This is a genomic window from Oceaniglobus sp. K40-3 (genome assembly GCF_055808395.1).
The window spans coordinates 441,924-464,420 of record NZ_JBVVRW010000004.1 but is presented as its reverse complement, the minus strand read 5'-3'; the positions used below and the strand labels follow the sequence as shown (position 1 = coordinate 464,420).

Below are 22,497 nucleotides of genomic sequence, written 5' to 3'. Positions count from 1 at the left end.
ATGGCACGCGCAATTTCAAAACGCCGCACGGTGATTGTGACAGCTTCGGCCTGGATCATCGGTCTGCTCATCTTTTTCCCGATCCTGTGGACCATCATCACCAGTTTCAAAACCGAGGCCGAGGCAATTGCCGATCCGCCGTCCCTGTTCATGTTCCACTGGACGCTGGACAATTACACGGCGGTGAATGCCCGGTCGAACTATCCGCTGCACTTCATGAACTCGGTGATCATTTCGGTCGGTTCAACGCTGATTGGCCTTGCCATCGCCATTCCTGCCGCATGGTCCATGGCCTTTGTGCCGGGCAAGCGGACCAAGGATGTGCTGATGTGGATGCTGTCGACCAAGATGCTGCCGCCTGTCGGTGTGCTGATCCCGATCTATCTGATCAGCCGCGACACCGGCCTGCTGGACAGCCGCTTTGCCTTGGTGGTGATCCTGACCCTGATCAACCTGCCGATCATCGTCTGGATGCTTTACACCTACTTCAAGGAAATCCCCGTCGATATTCTTGAAGCGGCGCGGATGGACGGCGCCAGCCTGAAATCCGAGATCCTCTATGTGCTGACGCCGATGGCGCTGCCCGGGATCGCCTCGACCCTGCTGCTGAACATCATCCTTGCCTGGAACGAGGCCTTCTGGACCCTCAACCTCACGGCGGCCAAGGCGGCACCTCTGACGGCGTTCATCGCCAGCTACTCCAGCCCCGAAGGGCTGTTCTATGCGAAACTCAGTGCGGCCAGCACGATGGCCATCGCGCCAATCCTGATCATGGGTTGGTTCTCTCAGAAACAGCTCGTTCGGGGCCTCACATTCGGAGCGGTAAAATAATGGGCCAGATTAGTCTTAATCAAGTCACCAAGAGTTTTGGCGATGTTCAGGTCATTCCCCCCTTGATCTTGATATCAACGAAGGTGAATTCGTCGTGTTTGTCGGGCCTTCGGGCTGTGGCAAATCCACCCTGCTGCGCCTGATTGCCGGGCTTGAGGATATCAGTTCCGGCCAGATCACGATCGATGGGCGCGAAGCCACCGAACTGCCCCCCGCCAAGCGCGGCCTGGCCATGGTGTTTCAGTCATACGCGCTGTACCCGCATATGTCGGTGCGCAAGAATATCGCGTTTCCGCTGCGCATGGCGGGGCTGGATCAGGCGGCACAGGATGCCAAGATCGAAAGCGCGGCCAAGGCCCTGAACCTGACCGATTACCTTGATCGGCGCCCGGGGCAACTTTCGGGTGGTCAGCGACAGCGTGTGGCCATTGGCCGGGCGATCGTGCGCGAACCTTCGGCGTTCCTGTTTGACGAACCCCTGTCAAACCTTGACGCCGCCCTGCGGGTGGGAATGCGGCTTGAAATTTCCGAGCTGCACAAGAAACTTGCCACGACGATGATCTATGTGACCCACGATCAGGTCGAGGCGATGACCATGGCCGACAAGATCGTGGTGTTGCGTGCGGGCAATATCGAACAGGTCGGATCGCCGCTGGAATTGTACCACGCGCCGCGCAACAAATTCGTTGCGGGGTTCATCGGATCGCCCAAGATGAATCTGATCGATGGCCCAGAGGCCAAGAAACACGGTGCGGACACCATCGGAATTCGCCCGGAACACATGTCGGTGTCCACCACCGACGGGTTGTGGAAGGGCGTTGTCGGCGTGGCCGAACACCTGGGGTCGGATACGTTCATTCACGTCCATCAAACGGGCCTGATGGATATGATGACCGTGCGCATCACCGGCGACATTCAGGTGCGCCATGGTGACACGATCTATCTTTCGCCCGATATGGACAAACTGCACCGTTTTGATGCGCAGGGGCTGCGGGTGTCATGAAAACGCAGGATATATCTGTCCGGTGGGGGCGTCGATGAAACTTGCTCTGGAAACCCTGGACGCTCTGCCGCAACAGGTGGATCGTCCAACCTATACACGCTCGGATCTGACGGCGGGCATTGTGCATGTCGGGTTGGGCAACTTTCACCGCGCGCATATGGCGCTGTACCTGCATGACCTGTTTCAACTGGGGCAGGATCACGACTGGGCCATCATCGGGGCCGGTGTGCGCCCGTCTGACCGGCAAATCCGCGCTGACCTTGGCGCGCAGGATTGGCTGACCACGGTGTGCGAACTGGACCCGGCAGGCGACCGCGCTGTTGTCACCGGGGCGATGGTGGATTTCCTGCCGGTCGAGGATGGCAATGGGGCGCTGATCGCGGCCATGTCCGACCCGGCGATCCGTATCGTTTCGCTGACCGTGACCGAGGGCGGCTATTACATCGACGCGGCCACGGGCGTCTTTGATCCGTCCCACCCCGACATGCAATATGATGCCGCAATGCCCGATCACCCGCGCAGCGTGTTTGGCGCGATGATCGCGGCGTTGCAGGCGCGGCGCGCGGCAGGCGTGATGCCATTTACTGTCATGTCCTGCGATAACCTGCCGGAAAACGGTCATATCGCCCGCGCCACCGTGATCGGGCTGGCACAAAAGATCGACGCGGATCTGGCGGCCTGGATCGCGGAAACCGTCGCCTTTCCCTGTGCCATGGTCGACCGGATCACCCCGGCCACATCAGACCGGGAGCGGGCGATGGTGCATGAACGGTTCGGGATCGAGGATCAGCGCCCGATCACCTGTGAAAGCTTTCGCCAATGGGTGCTGGAGGATAATTTTCCCGCCGGGCGGCCCGCGCTGGAAAAGGTCGGTGTCACGCTGACCCATGATGTCGCGCCTTACGAGCTGATGAAGATCCGCATCCTGAACGGCGGGCACGGGGCAATGGCCTATCCTGCGGCGTTGCTGGATATTCACTTTGTTCATGATGCCGCACGCCATCCCTTGGTGCGCGGTTTTCTGGACCGGCTGGAACATGACGAAATCCTGCCCATCGTCCCGCCGGTGCCCGACACCAACCTTGAGGCATATTACGCCAAGGTGATCGAACGGCTGGAAAATCCGGGTGTTGCCGATACGATCCCGCGACTGTGTCAGGACGGTTCGAACCGCCAGCCGAAATTCATCCTGCCCACCACCCGCGATCAACTGGCGCGGGGCGGGTCGATCGAGGGGCTGTCACTGGTGTCGGCGCTGTGGTGCCGGTATTTGCAGGGGGTCAGCGACAGTGGCGCCAAGATCGGGATCGACGATCCCTCTGCCGCGCTGTTGCACGAGCACGCCGTGCGCGCCAAAACCGACCCGGCGGCGTTTTTGCAACTGGGGTTTGTTTTTGGTGACCTGGCCGCCAACGCCACCTTTGCCGAACATTTCGCCCGCGCCCTGACGGCGCTGCAAACCCATGGAACGGCGGCGGTGCTGGAAAGCTATATCGCGGGGGGCTGATCCCTTGTCACGGGCATAGGATTTTTGTACCGATCAGAGGCTCGAAAACCCACGGCGCCAAGACAAGCCACGCCGTGAAGATGTTGGCACGGGCCGATCCGGCGGCAGATGCCGTTCCTTCGCGGGCGACTGGCTGTTTGATAAACGCTGTCAAAGGATGGTCCGGTATGGTGCCTCGTTACAAATCTGTGCTTGTTTTCATGTTGGCCTGTCTGGCCGTTCCGGCCACCGGGGGGCTGATCCCCTGCTGGACGAGGCGGTGGGATTTGGCGCGGTTGTGTTCCATTTGCAATCGGGCGCGCCGGGGGTGATTGTCGGCGCGGTGCGCGCCGGGCAAACGGCGGTGGCCGGGGTTGGGGAAACCCGCGCTGGCAATGGGATTGCGCCCGATGGCGACACGGTGCTGCGCATCGGGTCGATCACCAAGGTGTTTGCCGGTGAAATGCTGGCCCACGGCGTGGCGCGGGGCGAGGTGGGATTCACCGATCCCGTTGCGCCCCTGCTGCCCGGAGCATTGGGCAAGGCGGCGGCAGGGCAACCCGCCATCCGGCTGATTGATCTGGCGACCCACGCCGGTGGCCTGCCCCGTGAGGTGCCCCGCCCGGATGGCCCCGCAAGTGATCCCTTTGCGACCATCACCTATGATGCCTTTGCCGCTTGGCTGTCCGAAAATGCCCTGTATTTTCAGCCGGGCCATGCCATTTCCTACTCCAACTTCGGGTTTGATCTGTTGTCGGCGGCCCTGTCCCATGCCGGGGGCAAACCCTATCCGGTGCTGTTGTCTGACCGGATCACCGGCCCGCTTGGCATGGATGACACCGGGTTTTCGGTGACCCCGGCCATGCAGCCCCGGTTGATGAGCGGCCATGGCTTTGATGGTGCGCCCCTGCCCGAGGTGCCGTCGGGCGATGTTATCACCGGCTCGGGCGGGCTGCGCACCAGTGCGAATGACATGCTGCGCTGGATGCAGTGGCATCTGGATACGGGTGGCGCGGCGGCCGAGGCGCGGTTTCTGGACCATGCCATTTATGTTCAGCGCGACGGGCTGGACAGCGTGCTGTCCATGGATGAATCCGGGCATATGGATGGAATGGGCCTTGGCTGGGTCGCGATGAACGCCAATGGGGATCACCCGTTCATCCTGCAAAAGGCAGGCGCGCTTCAGGGGCAGATGTCACTTGTTGCGCTTGCGCCAACGCAAGGCACCGCCGTCTTCGTCACCATGAACCAGTTTGATTTCGCCGCCGCCTATGGCATGGCCGATTTCGCCATCTCTCTGCTGAGCGAGCTGAGCGGCGGATAAAGATTTACCCATCCCGCGCCCTGTCATAGCATCACGAATTGCAACACACCCGGATCGGAGCGCCCTCATGCCACTGCACAACCTTGGTTCAATCAACATTGATCTGGTTTTTCGTGTGCCACATATTCCGGCGCCCGGCGAAACCCTGTCGAGCCATGGCATGACGCGGGGGTTGGGCGGCAAGGGGGCCAATACGTCGATTGCCTTGGCGCAATCGGGGGCCAGCGTGTTTCACTATGGCGCGATCGGCGCGGACGGCGATTGGACGCTGGACACCCTGACAGCGCGCGGTGTTGACTGCGCCGGGGTGTTGCGGCTGGACATGCCCACGGGGCAGGCGGTTATTCAGGTGGCTGATGACGGAGAAAACTGCATCACCCTGCTGAAGGGCGCCAACTGGGAATTTCCTGCGTCGATTGGCGATGAAATTCTGGCCAAGGCGAAGGCGGGCGATTGGCTGGTGGTGCAGAATGAAACCGCCCATGTGCCGGCCATTGCGGCACAGGCCAAGGCGGCAGGGGTGTCGGTGTGCTATGCCGCCGCGCCGTTTGATGCCGATGCGACGCGCGCCGTTCTGCCCCATATCACCCTCTTGGCCTTGAACGAGATTGAGGCGGAGCAACTGGAAACCGCACTGGGCAAGCCGCTGCTTGATCTTGGGCTTGATATGCTGCTGGTGACCCGGGGGGCCAAAGGCGCGACGCTGTATTGTCGGGGCAAGGAACCGATGGTTCAACCCGCCGCCAAGGCAGAAAAGATTGTCGATACCACGGCGGCGGGCGATACGTTTCTGGGCTTTTTCCTGGGGCGGCTGAGCATGGGTGACAATGTGGCAGAATCGCTGGCCATGGCCAGCGCCGCCTCGGCCATCACGGTCGCGCGCCCGGGGGCGGGCGATTCAATTCCCTCTCTTGACGAGGTGCGCGCCAGATCACGCGCCGGGGAATAACGTGGCCAGTCGCGCGACGCACCAATATCCGGCAACGGCAAGCGAAGCCACCAAAACCAAACCCGACCCAAACCGGAACGCCCGTTCCGATTCACGGCGGATCGACCAACTGAGCGCGAGGACGATCACGACGATGATGACCTGTGCGATCTCGATCCCGACGTTAAAGGCCAGAAGCGCGGGGATAAGATCGGGGGAATCCTGCCCCAGTATATTGCGCAGCACGAATGAAAATCCGAACCCGTGCAACAGCCCGACCAGCACCAGCGACAGGGGATGCGCGGGGTGTTTGCGCAGGGCCTGAATGGCGGCAAACCCGACAGTGGCGGCCACCGCCGCTTCGACCAGAATGATAAACACCGACCCCGGTGCAGTGACCCCCAGAAACCCGAGGATCAGGGTCACGGAATGGCCCAGGGTAAACCCCGTCAGCGAAATCAGCAGCGGGCGCAGGGCAAGGGTGCCAAGGGTCACGCAGACGATCAGCAGCACATGATCAAGCCCGCCAAACACATGCACCATGCCCTGATGAACGAACTGCACAAAGATTTCGATCACGCCGGGGCTGATGGTGATCGGGGTTTCCATCTGGCCGGGCACCGAAAAGCTGCGCGGTGGTGTCTGGCGCAGGTCAATGACGTGGTTTTCCAGTTGCAGCCCGGGGCGCAGTTGTAACAGCGGCAGGGCGGTTGTGACATGCAGGCGCGTATCCGGCGGCACATCGAAATGCAGCGCGAATTCAACAGTGGCAGTGGCGATGTTCACGTCGGCGGTGCTGCCTGGGCGGGCCAGGGCGGCCTTGGCATCTTCGGCGCTGCGCAGATCCTGCGCCAGCCGGGTCGGGTCAACCCGCCAGCCGGTAAGGGTGGGCGTCAGCGGGCCGTCCGGGCCGCTCCAGATGGCGTGGTTCAGCAGGCGCGCGACAAAGGCATCAGGTGCCTTTGCAATCGCGGCGCCCGACAGCATCACGCCGCTGCCCGGAACGGCAAACAGAACTTGAGCGGGATCATTTCGGGGCAGGGCATTCACATCCTGCAACAGATCGGCAAACAGCAACGGCACCGGCACCCGCTGATAGATCACGACCCCGGTATCGTCGGACGTGGCCAGAAAGCTGCGCACCACATAATTGTCGGCAAAATGCGCGGCCCCCGTCGATGCCCCGGCCAGAAACAGGACGAAGGCCATGAAAAGCGCCCGCGCCGCAGGGCGCAATGAAACCGTAAGAAATTGTCTTAATGCCATGATTTCTTTCTGAAATAATAATCATATAGATCGCAAATAATGCCTTTGCCGGGGCTTTGGCGCACTGACGTTGATAGAATCAGTTAAGCGCGGTAACATTACTGTGTGAAGGGTTTATTTTGCCGGCTATTTTGCCGGTGTGCGCTGTTCGCTTCCCGTGGGGGGAATAATGATTTTGGATCGACGTTTTATATTGGGTTTTGGCCTTGCATTGGGCGCAACGGGGGTTTTGCCGGATCTGGCAAGGGCCGACATATGCGCCGCCGCCTTTCCCGGATGTGTGCAAATTACATTTTCGGCGCTTTCGGCGCGCCAGCAATCCTTTTCCGCCTTTCGGATCATGCCTGATGACACGGTTCATTTTGCCCGGTGGAGCGGGCAAAAACAGCTTTTGGCATTGGGGCGCCGTCGCGCCGCCCCGGTATCCGCTATAATTCCGCCCTTGAGATCGTTTCCGCTGCCTTCGGGGGGAGGACGGCGGCGGTGGGTCGGGCGGCGAAGGGCAATTCGCCAATTGGGTCGAGGTGGCGCATTTCGGCGCCCGCAAGACCCGCTCTAGGGTGTTGACAACACCATCAAAAGAGCTGCGCAGCCTGATCGGCCAATTGGGCGACGGCGCGGTTACATTCACACCGGGGAAGGGACAAAAATACATCTGGACCACGCCAGTGCAATCTGCCGGAATTATTGATGTGCAGATGAACCACCCCCCTGTGCAGGGCCGGTTGAACAGGCCATCGCAACCTCGCTTGCGACGGGGCCGGTGGCCGTGCCGGTGGATGGCGGAACAATGCCGTTTCTGACCGGGGAAAACACCAACAGAATCGTGTTCGTGGCGGATATCGCCGGCCGGTTGACCCAGTTCGGGGTTGTCGCGGCCTGATTTCTTTTCAGTGCAACAGAAATTAATGGAGGAAAGAACTTTGAGATCCAAATTCATAGACAGGGTCAACGATACGGCCAGAGCGGCCTGTATCGCGTCACTGACCCTCCCCGTGGGCGTCCCGGCATTTGCGGGCGATCATTGGCTCAGCGGTGTGCAGGGCATGCCAGACAGCGCAGTACAGCACGCCCCGTCCCTTGGTGGACCCCAGGCAGCAAGCAGCGCCACCAGCATTTTCAACATCGTGATTTCGCTTGAGGCCGACCCCCAGGGCGATGACGATGCCACCGCCAATGACGGGGCCAACGACGCCGCACAGCGGGTCTACGAAGCCAAGATCAAAGCCTTTGCCGATGATGTGTTTCAGATGACCAACGGCGCGCACAAGCTGGGGCGCGTGACCATCTATCGCAAGAACGATCAGAAAAGCCGCGCCGACATCACCTGGAAGGAAAACTGCGCCGCAGATCTGGGGCCACGGGCAAATCCCAGTGGCTATGGCAATGTTGGCAAACACATATGGATGTGCACCAACTGGCCCGGCGCGGCGGGGCTTATCGAAACCGCGGCAGGCGGCGGTGCGGTGTTGGCGCATGAATGGGGCCATTATGCCTATGGTCTGTATGATGAATATCAGGCGAACCAATGTACCCCGACTGCGATGAACGATTGTGCAGGGCGACCCACTGCCACTGATACGGCGGTTTCGCCTTCGATCATGAATTGTCAGTGGTTTGCCGTTGGCGGCGGTTGCACCGCGACCAATTATTCCGGTGCGCGGGGGGATTTTCTTGAATTTTCAACCCCCGATCTTGCGCCCTATACCGCAACCAGCACGGGCAGCACCGCCCACAAGCGGGTGTTCAACGAAAGCGGCTGGGATACCCTGGCGCGGTCAACGAGCAGCGATCCGTTCTGGCATTTCCTGTTCCGGGCCGAGCGCACCCATTACACCAACCTGACCGCGCCCACGTCGGCCAATCCCATTGTGCGCGATGCGATCACAACAGCCCAAAGCGCGCTTGATATTCGCTGGACATCGAATTCGGTGATCGAACTGATGATCGACCGCTCCGGGTCCATGTCGGGTGCGCCCATTGCCAACGCCAAGACGGCAGCGGCCCTGCTGGTTGATCAACTGGTGCCGGGCAAGAATGCCATCGGGATCGGCAGCTTTAACAGCGCGGCTGGTCAGAACTTCATGATTGCCGACATTCCTGATCCTGACACGGGCATCCGCACTTCGGTCAAACAGGCGATCGCGTCGATCGCTGCGGGGGCAATACCGATGTGAACGGCGGCCTGCGCCTTGCTCTGGCGCAAACCATCGCGTTTGATCCGGCGCGCCCGGCGGTTGTCTATCTGCTGTCTGATGGGGTTGGCGGAACCTCGAACCGTCAGCCGGTGATTGATTCCTACAATCAGGCGGGCGTGACCATCGTGGCGTTTGCCTATGGCACCAATGCCGACGAAGCGGCCCTGCGCGATTACGCCAGTCAGACCGGCGGCGCATTCTTCCAGTCGCCCACCACGCTGGCGGAAATCCAGGCGGCCTTTGTTTCGGCCAACGCGGCGTTTTCCTCGTCGGTTGCGATTGCATCCGACAGCACGGCGGTGCCCGCCAACGGCAGTGCCACGCTGGAGGTTCCCCTTGACAGCACCTTGGGATCGGCCCTGATTGCCGTGTCCTATTCGGGCGCTGTTGGCGATCTGAACCCGACGCTTCTGTTGCCGGGGGGCGGTGCCGCAACACAGACCTTTGCCTGTAGCGGTGCCGGCACGGTCAGTTGTCAGCTCGATCTTGGTCAGGCGGCCCTGACCGCCGGCGGCGCCGGTGTCTATACGGTGCGGTTCGACAATACCACCGGCGGTGAAATCGCACCGTCCACCCTGGTGTCGGGCGCCCCCACCGCAAGCGGGCTGCCCTATGATGTTGTGGTCGATTTCGAAGATGCCACCTATCCCGAGCCGATGATCCTGCGCGCCACCGTGCGTCAGGATGCGCCGCTGTCGGGGCTGACGGTGACGGCCGATCTGGTTGATCCGTCCAGCACGGAAACCCAAATCGTTCTGCATGACGATGGAATGGGGGCCGACAATATCGCGGATGATGGCACCTATTCGGCCAGCATCGCCTATCGCAGTGATGGCAACTACAACATCACCGTGAACGTGTCGAACCCGACAGGCGCGGCCCAGACCACCTTTGAGGGGCTCTCCCTTGCGGTTGGTCTGGACGGTGCCACCTCGAACCCGGTGCCACAGCCCGTGACCGAAAACTTTACCCGGTTTGCGGCGGCAACGGCACAGGCTGTGGGCGTTCAACCTGACGATCACGCCAATGATCCGACGGCGCCCGGGGCCTGCACGGCCATCGCGGATGATAACATCGCCACTGACGGGCGGATTGATGTGGCGGGGGATGTGGATTGCTTCTTCTTCACCCCCACCGCAACATCCGATGCGCTGGTTGTGCGCGGCACCGGCCTGACCGAGGGCCTGATGCCGATCATCCGGGTTTATGACGCGACGGGCACGACCGAACTGGCCATGGTCGATCTGGCCACCTCCGAAGCGCCGGATTCGGGGGCGGTGTTCACCGTGCCTGCCAATGTTCTGGATGCGGCGGGCCATGTGGTAACCGTGGAAAGCGCGGACGCCACCGCCGATGTCGGGGGCTACAGTGCCTCGGTCGGCATGGCGCTCGTTTCGGATGCCGCTGCCGGGGGAACGGATCCGATCGTTCCCAGTGGCGGTGCGCTGGATCGCTGGGCGCTGCTGATGCTGGCGTTCCTGGCCATGGGTGGGTTGTATCTGCGCCGCAGAACCCACTGAGCGACTGAGTGACAAGATAAAGGGCGGCCTCTCATCGGGCCGCCCTTTTGCCGTTGTGCGGCACCGGCTGCATGTCACGGAATGCCCGGTGGGCATTGGATGTGTCGAATTTCGGGAGCCGCCCGATCAACAGCAGCCCTGCGTTCCAAAAACGGTGGTTTTTGGAAGGGTGCGGGATGTGAAGCGGACCTACACAAATAAGCTCGCCACTGTCCGCAGTGCGGACGAAGTGAATTTTCGCTGCGCAAAGTGCAAAGGTCCGGTTAAGCTGGTATGCTCAAACTGAACGTGCAATCAGAACGAAACTCAATCATCTCCCTCCTTTTTCGACCCTTTCAGGAGGGCATAGACCGCCATCGCATGTCCGTGACCAAGGCCGAGATCGGCTTTGAGCCAGTCGGTGACCGCTGTTGCCTTGGTGCCAGACGTGAGCGTGCCGTTGGCGGTAAATCCTTTTTCCTCTGCCAGCTTACGAAGGTCGGCGGGCGACTTCCCGGTCTGGCGTTCGATGGTGTCGAGATACGCTTGAAATGACATATTGGCTTCCTTATGCCCGACGTAGTGGCAGGACGGCGCGCACGGACGGATCGCGCAGCCAGAGGCCGCCCCACATTATAGCGCCTAAGTAAATTGAGAAAAGCACGTGGGAAAAAAGTGGCGAATCTGCGCGTATCTGGGTGGCCATCGCACCGCCCAGAATTCCCATCATCAGGATCGCAGCAAACAATGCCGTCCGTGGCCAGAGAAACAGGAGGGCAAGACCTGCCTCCATCACCCCGATCCAGAAGACTGGCGCATCGGGCCAGCCAAGATCGGCCATCGTCTGCGCGGCAACCGGCATTCCGGCCAGTTTGGGCAGGGCGGACGCGCCAAGCATAAATGCGGCGAATAATGCGGACAGCGTCCAGCCAGCGATCGCGACTTTGTTGCGATGGCCGGCGGGAGCGTTTTTGGTGTTCGAGGCGATCATGGGAGTCTCCAATGTTGTAAGCGGAAGGGTCCGTTGAATGCTCGCAATCGAGGTGGAATCCGATGCACTCACGCCTCTTTCCAGAAATTAGGCCAGTTTCTTCAATAGTTTGTCGAGCTGGGCGAGGGTGGCCTCCATCCCTTGCTGCATGCCCATGTCTATGATCTGTTGGAGTGCCTCGGGCGTCTCATAGGTCGAGACGATCTGCACGAGTGTGCGCGGGGACACGTCCTCGAATGTAACGTCCCAAGTGGAGACAGGCATGTCGCGATTGATACCGCCGTCCGCATCGCTGAAGGCGTCCTGTGCGCGATAGCTGTCCTTTGGCGTGATCGTCTCATAGTCGAACCGGATCCAATGTTCATTGCCGTCAGGATCAACCATGGCAAAATGCCAATGCCCGCCTTCCTTAAAGGCGATGGATTTGGTTCTCGCGGAGAATGGTTCAGGCGCGAACCACTGGTCCAGCAATTCAGCCTTTGTATAGCAATCCCAGACCAGATCTTTCGGCGCATCAAATTCGCGCCGGATCGTGAGCCGGTTGGTCTGCATGTCGGCCTGGAAGCTGTAATGGAGGTCGGGTTTCATCTGTCTTTATCCTTCATTTTCTCAAGAAGTTGATCGAGTTTTTGGTAGCGTGATGCCCATTGCCTGCGCTGATCCTTGAGCCAGTCTTCTACAGCCGCATACTTTTCGGGATTGAGTTCGCACGTTCTGACCCGGCCCACCTTTTCGGTGGTGATCAGCCCCGCATTCTCTAGCGTCCTGATGTGCTTCATGAACGGAGGCAGCGCCATGTCGAAGGGCGCGGCCAGATCGCTGACCGAGGCAGGGCCATCGCCAAGCTGCCGCAAGACTGCCCTGCGGGTGCTGTCCGCGAAAGCGAGGAATACAGCGTCGAGTTCGGGGTTATTGTTATCCATAAGGGTAAGTATAGCGTGGAGCATTACTTACCGCAAGGGGTAAGTAATGTCCGGCACCCTCACAAGCAATACCGACCATTCGAGCAACGCGCAGCATTGGTTACTAACCGCTCTCCCGGCGCATTCGCCGCGCGACGCATGAACGGCTGGTCTGGGTAAAACCATCCCTCGCTCTGCCCTTCCAAAAACCCTCGTTTTTGGAGCGTCCATTCATTGCCTCTTTTCGCGCTTCCACAAACCGCGTTCAAAACCCAATCAGTTGTTGAAGGTTATAGCCTGCCTTCACCCCGACAACAGCCACACCACACCTGCCGCACCTGCCAGATAGGTGCCGAAGGGGAGTTCGGCTGTTTTTTCGGCCCGCGTGATCGCAGCAAGTGCCAAGGCGGCGAGGGCGGCCAGAAGGGTGATCCAGGGCAGGGCGGCAAGGCCGGTTGCGGCGCCGATGCCCGCCATCAGTTTGACATCGCCAAGGCCCAGCCCCTCGCGCCCGCGCAGCAGCCAATATGCGGCACGCAAGCCCCAAAGCGCCCCGGCGCCAATCCCCGCGGCCAACAGCGCCTGACCCATGCCAAAGGCGCCCCCGGCCCAGACCCAGAACAGCGCAACCCCGAAAAGTGGGACGGTCAGAACATCGGGAAGACGGCGGCAGCGCAGATCGCATAGGGCCAAAGCCAGCAGTAGCCAGAGCCAGATCAGGCCGACAATCGGCGCGGGGGGCGCGGCAACGGCGGTGCAAATGGGCAAAGCCGCGCCCAGCCCCATGGCCCGGAATGCGCCCCCATCGCGCCGTTCCCCCGGCGCGAACCGCCAGACAAGATATCCGACACCAAGGCCCACAAGGGCCAACAGGCCCGTCATCAAAGGGTTATCCATCGACGCTGACAGGGGTGGGGGCCATTGGTGCAAAATGACGTTCATGGGCCATGGCGGCGATGATGGCGACACAGGCCAACAGGATCAGCCAGGGTTTGGCGGCCCGGTGCCACGGCCCCGCCACGGCCCCCGCCAGCGTTCCCAACCCGTGGGACAGCGTGCTGACCCGTCCGGCAATCGCCGCGTCGGCCCCCGGCACCGGGCCGACCAGAATTTCAAATCCGATCTTGGCGCTCAGGGCCGCCAGAACGACCCAGCCAAACCAGCGCGGCCCGGCGCGCAGATAGGCCAGCGCGCCAAAGGCGAATATCCCGTGAACCGTCCCTGAAAACCCCGCATAGGTCACCCCGTCGGGCTGCAATATCCACCACCCGAGCGAGATTGTCGCAAACCCCAGCGCGCTCACCCCCAACAGCGCCCGCGCGTGCAGGACCGGCGAAAGGGTGGCCGCAACCAGCACCAGCCCGAGAGAATTCAACACCGTATGATGCAGGCTCAGATGCACCAGATGCGCGGTAAATGCCCGATACCACTGCCCCGCCGCCAGCGCGCCGTTTTCCAGCATCAGATCATCGCGCCGGGCGCCAAAGGCCCATTCCACCCCCCAGAACACCGCCAGAAACCCAAGCAGCGTCAGGATCAGCGCCAGCGCGCCCGGGGTTGAATTTCGCTTTGAAAACATGGTAGAAATCCAGCCATATCGGGGGGATATTTTGATATGTTGTCCGAATTTAGCCTAAATGAATTTTATCTGAACGCAACCAGGCGCAAATCCTCTACACACCCCAAAGGGGACGCAGGGTTTTCGCTGCTTGAGATCATGGTTGTGGTGGTCATCATTTCGATCCTGTCGCTGGTCATCGCGCCACGCATCATCGACCGCCCCAATCAGGCCCGGCTGGCGCGGGCAAAGTCGGATCTTGGATCAATCCAAAGTGCGCTGATGCTCTATAAGCTCGACAATTACCGTTTTCCCAGCACCGAACAGGGCCTTGCCGCCCTTGTCGCGGCGCCCAGCCTGCCGCCGGTGCCACAGAATTACGCCGCCAAAGGCTATATCGGATCGTTGCCAAAGGATCCCTGGGGCGCAAATTATCAATATCTCTCGCCGGGGGTTCACGATGAATTCGATGTGTTCACCTTTGGCGCCGATGGTGTGGCTGGGGGCGAGGACGTGAACCGGGATATCGGCACATGGGATCTGAACTGAGCCGCAGGCAGGCGGGGTTTACCCTGATCGAGGTCGCCGTGGTCGTGGCGATCCTGTCGGTTCTGTCGGTGGGCAGCGTTCTGGCGCTGCGTCCCGATGGCACCCCGTCGGACCGGGTGCAATTGTTGCGCAATCACGCCGATCTGCGGGCCGAGGCGGTGCTGGGCGCGCGCCCCCTTGCCCTGTTCCTTGGGCCCGAAGGTCAACAGCGCGAGGTGTGGCAACCGAATGCCGAGGGTGGCCCGTGGGTTGCGGCGGGCAATGTCACCCCATGGCAAAACCCGCCGCGCATCGACACGCCGGAACAGGAAATCCGCATCGTGTTTCTGCCCGGCGGCAGGGCGACACCCCTGCATCTGCGGCTGGGCGCACCGGGCCAGCGCGGGCAGGATTGCACCGCCGGATCATGGGGGCCGCTGGAATGCACACCTCTGTAACCCGGGATCGGGGGATCACCCTGATCGAGGTGGTCGTGGCCATCGCCGTGCTGTCGATCGGGGTGATCGCCAGCTTTCGCGCGCTGAACCAATCGGCGCTTTTGGTCGATGGGCAGGCGCCGCGCGCGCTGGCCCTTCTGGTGGCGCAAAACCGCGCCGAGGAACTGAAGCTGCTGGGCGCGGTGGCGGGGCGCAGCCTGCCCGCCGAGGTCACGATGGGGCCGATTGACTGGAGCGTGGCGCAGAGCGAAACAGTGACCGAAGTTGGCCTGATCGAGGTTGAAATCACCGTGCGCGCCGCCGATTGGCCCGGTGCCCGGCTGATCGCTTATGTCCCGCCCGAGGTGACGCCATGAACGGGCGCTGGCGCAGGGATGCAGGGGTCACGCTGATTGAACTGGTGGTGGTGATCGCGCTGTTTGCCATGGTCGCCCTGATCGGCACCCAGGCGTTGCGCCTGATGGTTCGCTATCAGGAAAGCCTGACCCGCCACGCCGCGGCTGCGGATGATCTGGCCATTTCCCTGCAAGTGTTGCGCCACGATCTGGGCGCGGCAACGGGGCTGGGCGACGATCAGGCGCCGGGGGCCGTGACGCTGAATGTTGCGGGTGTTGGCGATCTTGATGATCCGGCGCAGACCGGGTTGGCGCGCGTGGTGTGGCGGTTTGACCGGGCCAACCGCCGCGTGACCCGCAGCCAGAGCGCCCCCGACGCCACCCGACTCGCCACGGCGCAACCGATGTTTACCGGGGTGCGCGATTTCGATGTTCTGGCACTGTCGCCTGACGGCTGGGCACCCGCCAGCCGCACCGCACCCGACGGGGTGCGCGGGTATGACGCCCGGTTGGAAACCGAAACCGGCCCCCTGCGCGTGTTGGTGGTGCAATGACGGGCCGCGACAGGGGAATGGCCCTGATCAACGCGCTGATCATCGTGGCGATGCTGTCGGCAGCGGCGGTGGCGCTTGAGGCGCGCGCTCTCAGGGGGTGTCCTTGGCGCAGTTGCAGAGGGATACGGCGCAGGCTGCGATCTACCTTGATGGCGCAACCGAACTGGCGCAACTGGTGTTGCGCCATGACATGGCGACCAGCAGCTTTGACAGTCTGGATGAGGATTGGGCGCGCCCCGATTATACGGTGCCGGTGGATCGCGGGCGGATCGCCCTGACCCTGCGTGATCAGCAGGGGCTGTTCAACCTCAACCTGCTGGCCGATCCTGATGATCCTTCGGGCGCGCGGCCCACGTTTTTGCGCCTGTGCAACGCCATTGGTATCGCGCCGCGTACGGGCGCACAGGTGATCGTGCAGATGCAAAGGGATGGGCCGTTGCGCCTTTTGGCGTCGCTGAGCGGCCTCACACCCGATGAACGGGGGGCGCTGCAACAGGTCGCAACGTTTTTGCCCAAACGCCCCGCCCTTAACATCAACACCGCGCCCCGCGCCGTTCTGGCCGCCCACCTGCCCGAACTGAACGCCGAGGCGCTGACCACTTTGCTGGACCTGCGCACTGCCCAGCCCTTTGAGGATGCCGATGGATTTGCCGCCGCCGTGCGCGCCCGGGTGCCTGTGCCAGAGCGGGACGAAATCAACTTTCGCCGGTTCGCCACCGGTTCGGATTGGTTTGCCGCGTTTGCCACTGCCGAACTGGGCGAAACGCGCCTGTCGCGCTACACCCTGTTGCATCGGTCGGTCGAAGACGATCAAATCCGCCGTGAATTAAGGGTGAACGGGTGGGAATGACGCCGGATATTGCAATTTTTCGACCCGGCAACGGGCAACGACCCCCCAACGGGCCGTTTGTTGCGCTGATCCCGGGTGAGATGGCCGTGGTCCACACGGTTGATCTGCCTGCCCGGGTGTCGGGCGCGGCGCGGGCCGGGATTGCCCGGCGGCAGGTGGCCGATCATCTGTCCTTGCCGCCCGGCGCGGCTGAACTGCACCTCGTGCGCGGCAGCGGCTGGTCCCATGTGGTGGTGATTGACGGCACAAGAATGGCCGCCCTGCGCGAAGGTGTCGCGCCCATAGGCGAGCGGTGTCAGGCGCTGATGCCCGATTATTTCGCGCTGCCCTTTGCGCCCGACACATGGGCGCTGCACCTGCAACCGGTGGGGGATGCCCCGCGTGTGGTGGCGCGGTTGGGCGAAGCGTTCGGGTTCAGCGCCGAATGGCCCGTCGCGCTGGAACTGCTGCGCCTTTCCGGTCCCAAACCTGCGGCGATTGATGTTTATGGCCCCTTGCCGGATGCGGTGCGCGCTCAATTGGAAACTCTGGGCGGGGAATTGCGGCACAAGGGCGATGCCCCGCCTTTGGCACCGCCGGTAAAAGGCGCATACCCTGTTGACCTGCGCGAAGACCGCGCCGCAACCCTGCGCCGGATTGAAACGGGCCTGCGCCGCTGGGTGGCAACCGCCGCGCTGGTTCTGGTCGCCGCGCTGAGCTGGACAGTGGCAGAGTGGCTGCGTCTGGAGCGGGCCGAAACCGCTCTGCGCAGCACCAACGTGGCGGTTGAACGTCTGCTGCGTGATACGTTCATTCCCAGCGGCCCGATTCTGGATGCCCGGGCGCAGGTCACCCGGATCACCGCCGCCGCCCCGGGTGACGGCGGTACGCCCGCTGACGGGGCGGATGCGCTGGCGCTGTTGCAACAGGCGGCGGTGGTGATGCTGAACGCCGGGGCGGCGGTACAATCCCTGACACATGGGACAGGAGAGGGGCTTTCGGTGACGCTGGACGTGGCAAGTTTCGCCGCCCTTGACGGGCTGGTGGCTGATCTCAGGGCGGGGGGATTGCGGGTCAGCGTGCCGCAATCATCGGTGACGGACGCGGGCCTGACCCGGGCCATCCTGCGGATCGAACAGACATGAGGGCGGGGCGATGATGCGTGGACTGGCCGAATATCTTGCCAACCGGCAACCGCGCGAACGCTGGCTGTTGTTCGGCCTGATCGCGGTCATCGTGCCGCTGGGGTTCGGGTTTCTGGTGCTGTCGCCCATTGCCGAGCGGACCCGCAGCATCGAGGCGCGCACAGACGAGGCAAAGGATCTGTTGCGTTGGGTGTCCGGGCAGGCGGCCACCTTTGATCCGACGGTTCTGACGGTGACCGAGGTGAATGTGCAACCGCCCCCCGGGGTGGCGGATGTTGAACGCAGCGTTCACGATGCGGGCCTTGCACCGCACCTTGCCCGGCTGTCGTCGGAAGGCGACGGGCGGATCGAACTGGGGTTTGACAGCGTGCCGTTCGAACCCGCCATGACATGGCTGCGCGGGCAACAGGACAAGGGGCTGAACCTGATCCAACTGCGGATCGAGGCGGTCGCGGACCCGGGCGAAATCCGGCTGGATGCGGTGTTGGAGCCGGGGGCGTGATCAAGGGGTTGTTGATCTTTTTGGGGTTGGTTCTGGGCGCCCTTGTCGCGGTGGCGCATCTGGGGCGGGTGGGGCATCTGGCGATGATCCCGGGCATCGCCCCCCGCCATGGGCCGCCTATCTGACGCCCGATACCGGGCTGACCCGGGGGCGCAGCAGGCCCCTGGCCGGGGCAACCCTGTCTTGGGCCATGGCGCCCCTTGGGCTGAGCTCGCCGGTTTGGAATGCCGATTTGCGCGCACCGGGGGGCGCGGCGGACATCCAGGTTTGGCCGGGCCTGCACGGGGCCGATATTGCCCTGCGGCGCGGCACCGTCGATCTGGCCGCGATGATGCCGCCAGAATATGGTGTTTCCGGTGATGTTCTGCTGACAGAGGGGCAGGCCAGCCTGCCTTGGGCAGTGCGGCGCCTGTCCAGCCTGACCGCAACGGGGCGGGTTCTTGATCTGCGTGTGCAGGGCGTGCCGCTGGGCGCTTTCGATCTGATGATCAAGGCGGCGCAACCGACATGGCGCGCCCGGCTGAGCAGCGTGGCGAACAACCCGGTCACGGCGCAGGCCGCGTTCGAGGGGCTGTCAGGGGCCGCCGCCCTGCAAGTCACCCTGAGTGTTGCCGATACGCCCGATCTGCCCGACCAAATTCGCGCGATCCTGCAACGCACCGCGAAAAAGGATGGCGACGGGTGGAGCCTGCGCCGCCGGATCGCCCTGCCCCGTGCGTTGCCCTAGCCGTTCGAGGCCGAAAGCCCGTTGAACACGCGCATGTCCTCGGTAATGGCGGCGCGGCGCTTTTTCATCCCGCCTGCCGGGTCCATTCCGGGGTTGGTTTTCAGCATCTCATCCAGCGCCCCGGCGGCGCGCAGGAAATGCGCCTCGGTTGCCTTGTCCCATTTGCCGCTTTTGGAACGTTGCCGCCCCATTTCATGTTCGGCAGTGCCCAGCACGGCCAAAGCGGCGGCGCGCATCTTGTCATCTTCGGCCTGCGCAATTTGCTGTGCTGTCTGGGCGGCGTCGTCAAACTGACCGGCGCGCAATTGTGCGTGGGACAGCTCCAACAGCAAACGCGGCTGAAACGGCCCGGCTGATTTCATCAACCCGGAATAACGCCGCATGGCGGATTTGAACGCGCCCGATTCCAGATCGGCCCGCGCGGCGACATATTGCGCCTGAAATCCGCCGCGCGTCACCTGTGCACCACCACCACCGGTGGGCGCGCAGGACATGAGCGCAAACAGCGCCATTGACGCCACGCCTGCGGGAATTGATCTTGTCACTGACCACATTGTTTCTACCTGCCCCGTTTTTTGGTATTGCTTTCGGATATACAGGAGTTTGCCGTTTTGGAATATCCGTCGATTTCACGGGCGATGGCCAACTGTTGCATAAATGCGCAGGAGGTAAGGTGAGGGCGATCGAGCGGCTTTTCGCATTCATCGCGGCGTTGGGGGCCGGATATGGCCTGATGGCTGTGGCGCTGACCCTGAGCGCGCCGCCGCCCGATCCGGTGGAATTGCCCGCCCGCCCCGTTGCCACGCCCGCGCCACAGGCCGGGGGGCTGTGGGTGCGGCGCCGTGGCCGCCCCTGTTCGGCACCCCGGCGGCGCCCGCCCCCGCCCGAGGCGGCGCCGGAAATCGCGCTGAATTACCGGCTCAAGGGGCTGGTGGCCGGAATTGATGGCGGCTGGGCCATCGTGGGCGACGGGAAGAACGATCAATTGTTGCGCAAGGGTGATAGGGTGTCGGGCGGGGAAACCGTGATTGAAATCACCCCCGACGGCGTGTTGATCGAAGGCGACGGCACGCGGCGGCTGATCACTTTTGATCCGCTGGACCGGCCCGACGCCCCGGTCACCACCGCCGAAACCGACCCCGAAAAACACCCCCCGCGCCGCGAGGTGGCATCGCGCGCCCTGCCGCCGGTCACGCTTGATCTGACGCCATTTGTCGGTCAGCGGCTGAGCAATATCATCACCCGGGCCGGGGGAATCGCGCAAACGGAATTTGGCGACGGCAGCCGGGGATTGGAAATTTTATGGGTGCGAAACGGGCTTTTATACGATAGGTTGGGCCTTAAAAAAGGCGACAAGATCAAAACAATAAATGGTCAGGCGATCACCGATGTTCAGAATTCCGCCGAATTGGCGGGCGCGCTGCTGCAAACGCGCGTTTTCGAGCTGGAACTGATAAGGGACGGATCGCGATGGTCACTGCGGATCGAGGTGCAGGATGCAACTTAGGGCAATATGGCTGGCGATGATATTGTGTCTTGGCCTGACCGGCCCGGGCACGGCGCAGGTTTCGCTGAACCTGCGCGATGCGGATCTGAATTCGTTTATCCAGATCGTCGCCGAAACCACCGGGCGGAATTTCATTCTTGATCCACGGGTTGCGGGAACCGTGACAATCGTGGCGCCGGGGGAAATTTCCAGCAATGCGATTTACGATGTCTTTCTCAACGTGCTGGAGTTGAACCGCCTGACCATCGTTGAGGGCGTCGAGGCCGACCGGATCGTGCCCATCGACACCGCCAGCGTGCTGTCATCGGACAAAAGCCTGCGCCGGCCAAGCGGGGTGTTTGAAACACGGGTGCTTCAACTGCGCAACGTCAGCGTGGACGAGATTGTCGAGGTCATCCGCCCGCTGTTGCCCGCCGAGGCGGTGCTGTCGACGGTGCCGGCATCGAACCTGATCATCCTGTCAGACCGGGGCGCCAATCAAGACCGGATCGCGCGGCTGGTGCAACGTCTGGATCAGCCCCGGCAATCGGCGCTGGAAACCATCCGCCTGCGCAATGGCGATGCGCCCGAACTGGCCGAAGTGATCCGCGGGCTTGAGATCATCCCGGCGGGGGCAACCATCGCCGCCGATTCCCGTTCAAATTCCATCGTTGTGTCGGGGCCTGAGAGCTTTCGGCGCCGGGTGCGTCTGCTGGCCAATCAGCTTGACAGCCCGGGGCGCACGACCAACACGGCGGTGGTCACCCTGAATTATGCCGATGCCGCCTCTCTTGAAGGGGCGGTGCGCCAATCCTTTGCCGGTGGTGGCGGAGAAGAGGGCGGCAGCAGCGATGTGACCGTGGTTGCCGAACCCCAGCAGAACGCCCTGATCATCACCGCGCCCGAAAACAAACTGCACACCATCGTTCAGGCCATCCGCCAGTTGGACCATCGCCCAAAACAGGTGTTGATCGAGGCGGTGATCTTTGAAATTTCAGTCGACAGTTTTTCCGATCTGTCGGTGCAATTCGGCGCCATCGTCAACGGGGCCGTGGCGGGGGGCGTGCAGTTTTCGCTGGAAGGGCGCCCCACGCTGACCGGGCTGGTCACCTCGATCCTGGCGCGCAGCACGGCGCCCGCGGTTGGCGATGGCGGCGCATTGGGTGGCGCCGTGGGCAACGAACGGCGCGGCTTTGGCGCATTTCTCGCCGCCCTTGCCTCGGAAACCAGCACGCGCCTTTTGGCCACCCCTTCGATCATGACCCTGAACAACCGCGAGGCGCGGATCGTCGTGGCCCAAAACGTGCCCTTTGTCACCGGCAGCTTTGCCACGGTGGGCGACAGCGCAATCCCGGATCAGCCGTTTCAGACGATCCAGCGTCAGGATGTGGGCCTGACCCTGACGGTAACGCCACAGATCACCGCCGACCGCAACGTGCGGCTGGCCATCGCGCAAGAGGTGTCAAACCTCACCAACGCTGCCTCGGCCGCGGGGGGCGAGATTACCTCGAAACGTGAAATCAACACCAACGTGCTGATCGCTGACGGGCGGGTCATCATGCTGGGCGGGCTGTTGGAAAACGGCAATGGATCGGTGTCCAAAAAGGTGCCGGGGCTGGGCGATGTGCCGGTTCTTGGGCGGCTGTTTCGCGGGCGCAACGTCAGCGAGGGGCAGCGCGTGCTGTTGGTCATGCTGCGCCCCCGGATCGTGAACAACGACGACGAGGCGGAGCGCATGACCCGCGAGGTGGCCTTGCAGGCGAAAAAGGCCAGCGCCCAGATCAGCCCCGATGACGATGGCATTTACCCCGCCCTGCCCAATTCGGATCTGCCCTTTGACGGGGCCGACCTGAACCAACCTTTTGGCGCCGGGTTTGTCGATGGCATGGCGCGGCGCAACCTGTATCCGCCCCTGCCTGACCCGTTAAAATTTCCGGGAAAATAACC

At 62.5% G+C, this 22,497-nt stretch carries 25 protein-coding genes and 1 pseudogene; 18 read left to right on the top strand and 8 right to left on the bottom strand.

Features of this window, described 5'->3' with window-relative positions:
• The 5 genes and pseudogenes from AC0L7P_RS21650 (at position 1) to AC0L7P_RS21630 (ending at position 5,593) form a co-directional block, all read left to right on the top strand.
• Positions 1-831, top strand: coding sequence for a carbohydrate ABC transporter permease (locus tag AC0L7P_RS21650; RefSeq protein ID WP_473436181.1), 831 nt, complete (start codon positions 1-3; stop codon positions 829-831).
• A pseudogene (locus tag AC0L7P_RS21645) lies at positions 831-1,834 on the top strand (ABC transporter ATP-binding protein). The gene AC0L7P_RS21650 and the pseudogene AC0L7P_RS21645 overlap by 1 nt, the downstream one beginning before the upstream one ends.
• A 34-nt stretch (positions 1,835-1,868) precedes the next feature.
• Positions 1,869-3,341 (top strand): mannitol dehydrogenase family protein, encoded by a 1,473-nt coding sequence (locus AC0L7P_RS21640; protein WP_473436180.1) that lies wholly within the window; start codon positions 1,869-1,871, stop codon positions 3,339-3,341.
• A 157-nt stretch (positions 3,342-3,498) separates the two neighbouring features.
• Positions 3,499-4,644: a D-alanyl-D-alanine-carboxypeptidase/endopeptidase AmpH gene (ampH, locus tag AC0L7P_RS21635; protein WP_473436179.1), complete on the top strand. Its 1,146-nt coding sequence runs from the start codon at positions 3,499-3,501 to the stop codon at positions 4,642-4,644.
• Between the two features lie 67 nt (positions 4,645-4,711).
• Positions 4,712-5,593, top strand: a complete 882-nt coding sequence (locus AC0L7P_RS21630; protein ID WP_473436178.1) for a PfkB family carbohydrate kinase — start codon at positions 4,712-4,714, stop codon at positions 5,591-5,593.
• Here the strand turns inward: AC0L7P_RS21630 and AC0L7P_RS21625 are convergent.
• A complete protein-coding gene (locus tag AC0L7P_RS21625) occupies positions 5,576-6,838 on the bottom strand; it encodes a HupE/UreJ family protein (protein WP_473436177.1) in 1,263 nt (420 codons plus the stop codon). The genes AC0L7P_RS21630 and AC0L7P_RS21625 overlap by 18 nt on opposite strands.
• Before the next feature lie 923 nt (positions 6,839-7,761).
• Between AC0L7P_RS21625 and AC0L7P_RS21620 the strand changes: the two genes are divergently transcribed.
• Together AC0L7P_RS21620 and AC0L7P_RS21615 are read left to right on the top strand one after the other, a co-directional pair.
• Positions 7,762-9,015, top strand: a complete 1,254-nt coding sequence (locus AC0L7P_RS21620) for a hypothetical protein (RefSeq protein ID WP_473436176.1) — start codon at positions 7,762-7,764, stop codon at positions 9,013-9,015.
• Positions 9,012-10,556 (top strand): choice-of-anchor X domain-containing protein, encoded by a 1,545-nt coding sequence (locus AC0L7P_RS21615; RefSeq protein ID WP_473436175.1) that lies wholly within the window; start codon positions 9,012-9,014, stop codon positions 10,554-10,556. The genes AC0L7P_RS21620 and AC0L7P_RS21615 overlap by 4 nt, the downstream gene beginning before the upstream one ends.
• 306 nt (positions 10,557-10,862) lie before the next feature.
• Here AC0L7P_RS21615 and AC0L7P_RS21610 read toward each other — a convergent pair whose 3' ends face one another.
• The 6 genes from AC0L7P_RS21610 to rrtA form a co-directional block, all read right to left on the bottom strand.
• A complete protein-coding gene (locus AC0L7P_RS21610) occupies positions 10,863-11,093 on the bottom strand; it encodes a DUF4287 domain-containing protein (RefSeq protein WP_473436174.1) in 231 nt (76 codons plus the stop codon).
• Between the two features lie 10 nt (positions 11,094-11,103).
• Entirely contained in the window at positions 11,104-11,526 is a 423-nt protein-coding gene (locus AC0L7P_RS21605) for a DoxX family protein (RefSeq protein WP_473436173.1), read from the bottom strand.
• A gap of 87 nt (positions 11,527-11,613) precedes the next feature.
• Positions 11,614-12,114, bottom strand: coding sequence for an SRPBCC family protein (locus AC0L7P_RS21600; RefSeq protein WP_473436172.1), 501 nt, complete (start codon positions 12,112-12,114; stop codon positions 11,614-11,616).
• Positions 12,111-12,449 carry an ArsR/SmtB family transcription factor gene (locus AC0L7P_RS21595; RefSeq protein ID WP_473436171.1) on the bottom strand — a complete coding sequence of 113 codons (339 nt, stop codon included), beginning with the start codon at positions 12,447-12,449 and terminating at the stop codon, positions 12,111-12,113. Before AC0L7P_RS21595 ends, AC0L7P_RS21600 begins: the two co-directional genes overlap by 4 nt.
• Before the next feature lie 282 nt (positions 12,450-12,731).
• Entirely contained in the window at positions 12,732-13,310 is a 579-nt protein-coding gene (locus AC0L7P_RS21590; protein ID WP_473436170.1) for a prepilin peptidase, read from the bottom strand.
• Between the two features lie 7 nt (positions 13,311-13,317).
• Positions 13,318-14,007 carry a rhombosortase gene (rrtA, locus tag AC0L7P_RS21585; RefSeq protein WP_473436169.1) on the bottom strand — a complete coding sequence of 230 codons (690 nt, stop codon included), beginning with the start codon at positions 14,005-14,007 and terminating at the stop codon, positions 13,318-13,320.
• 36 nt (positions 14,008-14,043) lie between these two features.
• On the opposite strand from rrtA, the gene gspG reads away from it, so the two are divergent.
• The 9 genes from gspG (at position 14,044) to AC0L7P_RS21540 (ending at position 19,064) form a co-directional block, all read left to right on the top strand.
• Positions 14,044-14,535, top strand: a complete 492-nt coding sequence (gene gspG, locus AC0L7P_RS21580) for a type II secretion system major pseudopilin GspG (RefSeq protein ID WP_473436168.1) — start codon at positions 14,044-14,046, stop codon at positions 14,533-14,535.
• Positions 14,520-14,972 carry a prepilin-type N-terminal cleavage/methylation domain-containing protein gene (locus AC0L7P_RS21575; protein WP_473436167.1) on the top strand — a complete coding sequence of 151 codons (453 nt, stop codon included), beginning with the start codon at positions 14,520-14,522 and terminating at the stop codon, positions 14,970-14,972. Before gspG ends, AC0L7P_RS21575 begins: the two co-directional genes overlap by 16 nt.
• Entirely contained in the window at positions 14,957-15,328 is a 372-nt protein-coding gene (locus AC0L7P_RS21570; protein ID WP_473436166.1) for a prepilin-type N-terminal cleavage/methylation domain-containing protein, read from the top strand. The genes AC0L7P_RS21575 and AC0L7P_RS21570 overlap by 16 nt, the downstream gene beginning before the upstream one ends.
• On the top strand, positions 15,325-15,861 hold the full coding sequence (locus AC0L7P_RS21565) for a PulJ/GspJ family protein (protein WP_473436165.1): 537 nt from the start codon (positions 15,325-15,327) through the stop codon (positions 15,859-15,861). The genes AC0L7P_RS21570 and AC0L7P_RS21565 overlap by 4 nt, the downstream gene beginning before the upstream one ends.
• Positions 15,862-15,964: 103 nt before the next feature.
• Entirely contained in the window at positions 15,965-16,711 is a 747-nt protein-coding gene (locus AC0L7P_RS21560; RefSeq protein ID WP_473436164.1) for a type II secretion system minor pseudopilin, read from the top strand.
• Positions 16,708-17,835 carry a type II secretion system protein GspL gene (gene gspL, locus AC0L7P_RS21555; protein ID WP_473436163.1) on the top strand — a complete coding sequence of 376 codons (1,128 nt, stop codon included), beginning with the start codon at positions 16,708-16,710 and terminating at the stop codon, positions 17,833-17,835. The genes AC0L7P_RS21560 and gspL overlap by 4 nt, the downstream gene beginning before the upstream one ends.
• A 10-nt stretch (positions 17,836-17,845) precedes the next feature.
• Positions 17,846-18,337: a type II secretion system protein GspM gene (gene gspM / locus AC0L7P_RS21550; RefSeq protein ID WP_473436162.1), complete on the top strand. Its 492-nt coding sequence runs from the start codon at positions 17,846-17,848 to the stop codon at positions 18,335-18,337.
• The gene (locus tag AC0L7P_RS21545) at positions 18,334-18,462 is read left to right on the top strand and encodes a hypothetical protein (RefSeq protein ID WP_473436161.1); all 129 of its coding nucleotides are present in this window, start codon (positions 18,334-18,336) and stop codon (positions 18,460-18,462) included. Before gspM ends, AC0L7P_RS21545 begins: the two co-directional genes overlap by 4 nt.
• Before the next feature lie 65 nt (positions 18,463-18,527).
• Positions 18,528-19,064: a hypothetical protein gene (locus tag AC0L7P_RS21540; RefSeq protein WP_473436160.1), complete on the top strand. Its 537-nt coding sequence runs from the start codon at positions 18,528-18,530 to the stop codon at positions 19,062-19,064.
• Here the strand turns inward: AC0L7P_RS21540 and AC0L7P_RS21535 are convergent.
• On the bottom strand, positions 19,061-19,576 hold the full coding sequence (locus AC0L7P_RS21535; RefSeq protein WP_473436159.1) for a hypothetical protein: 516 nt from the start codon (positions 19,574-19,576) through the stop codon (positions 19,061-19,063). The two genes, AC0L7P_RS21540 and AC0L7P_RS21535, sit on opposite strands and share 4 nt — an antisense overlap.
• A gap of 161 nt (positions 19,577-19,737) precedes the next feature.
• On the opposite strand from AC0L7P_RS21535, the gene AC0L7P_RS21530 reads away from it, so the two are divergent.
• Entirely contained in the window at positions 19,738-20,571 is an 834-nt protein-coding gene (locus AC0L7P_RS21530) for a type II secretion system protein N (RefSeq protein WP_473436158.1), read from the top strand.
• A complete protein-coding gene (gspD, locus tag AC0L7P_RS21525; protein WP_473436157.1) occupies positions 20,561-22,495 on the top strand; it encodes a type II secretion system secretin GspD in 1,935 nt (644 codons plus the stop codon). The genes AC0L7P_RS21530 and gspD overlap by 11 nt, the downstream gene beginning before the upstream one ends.
• Positions 22,496-22,497: the final 2 nt, after the last annotated feature.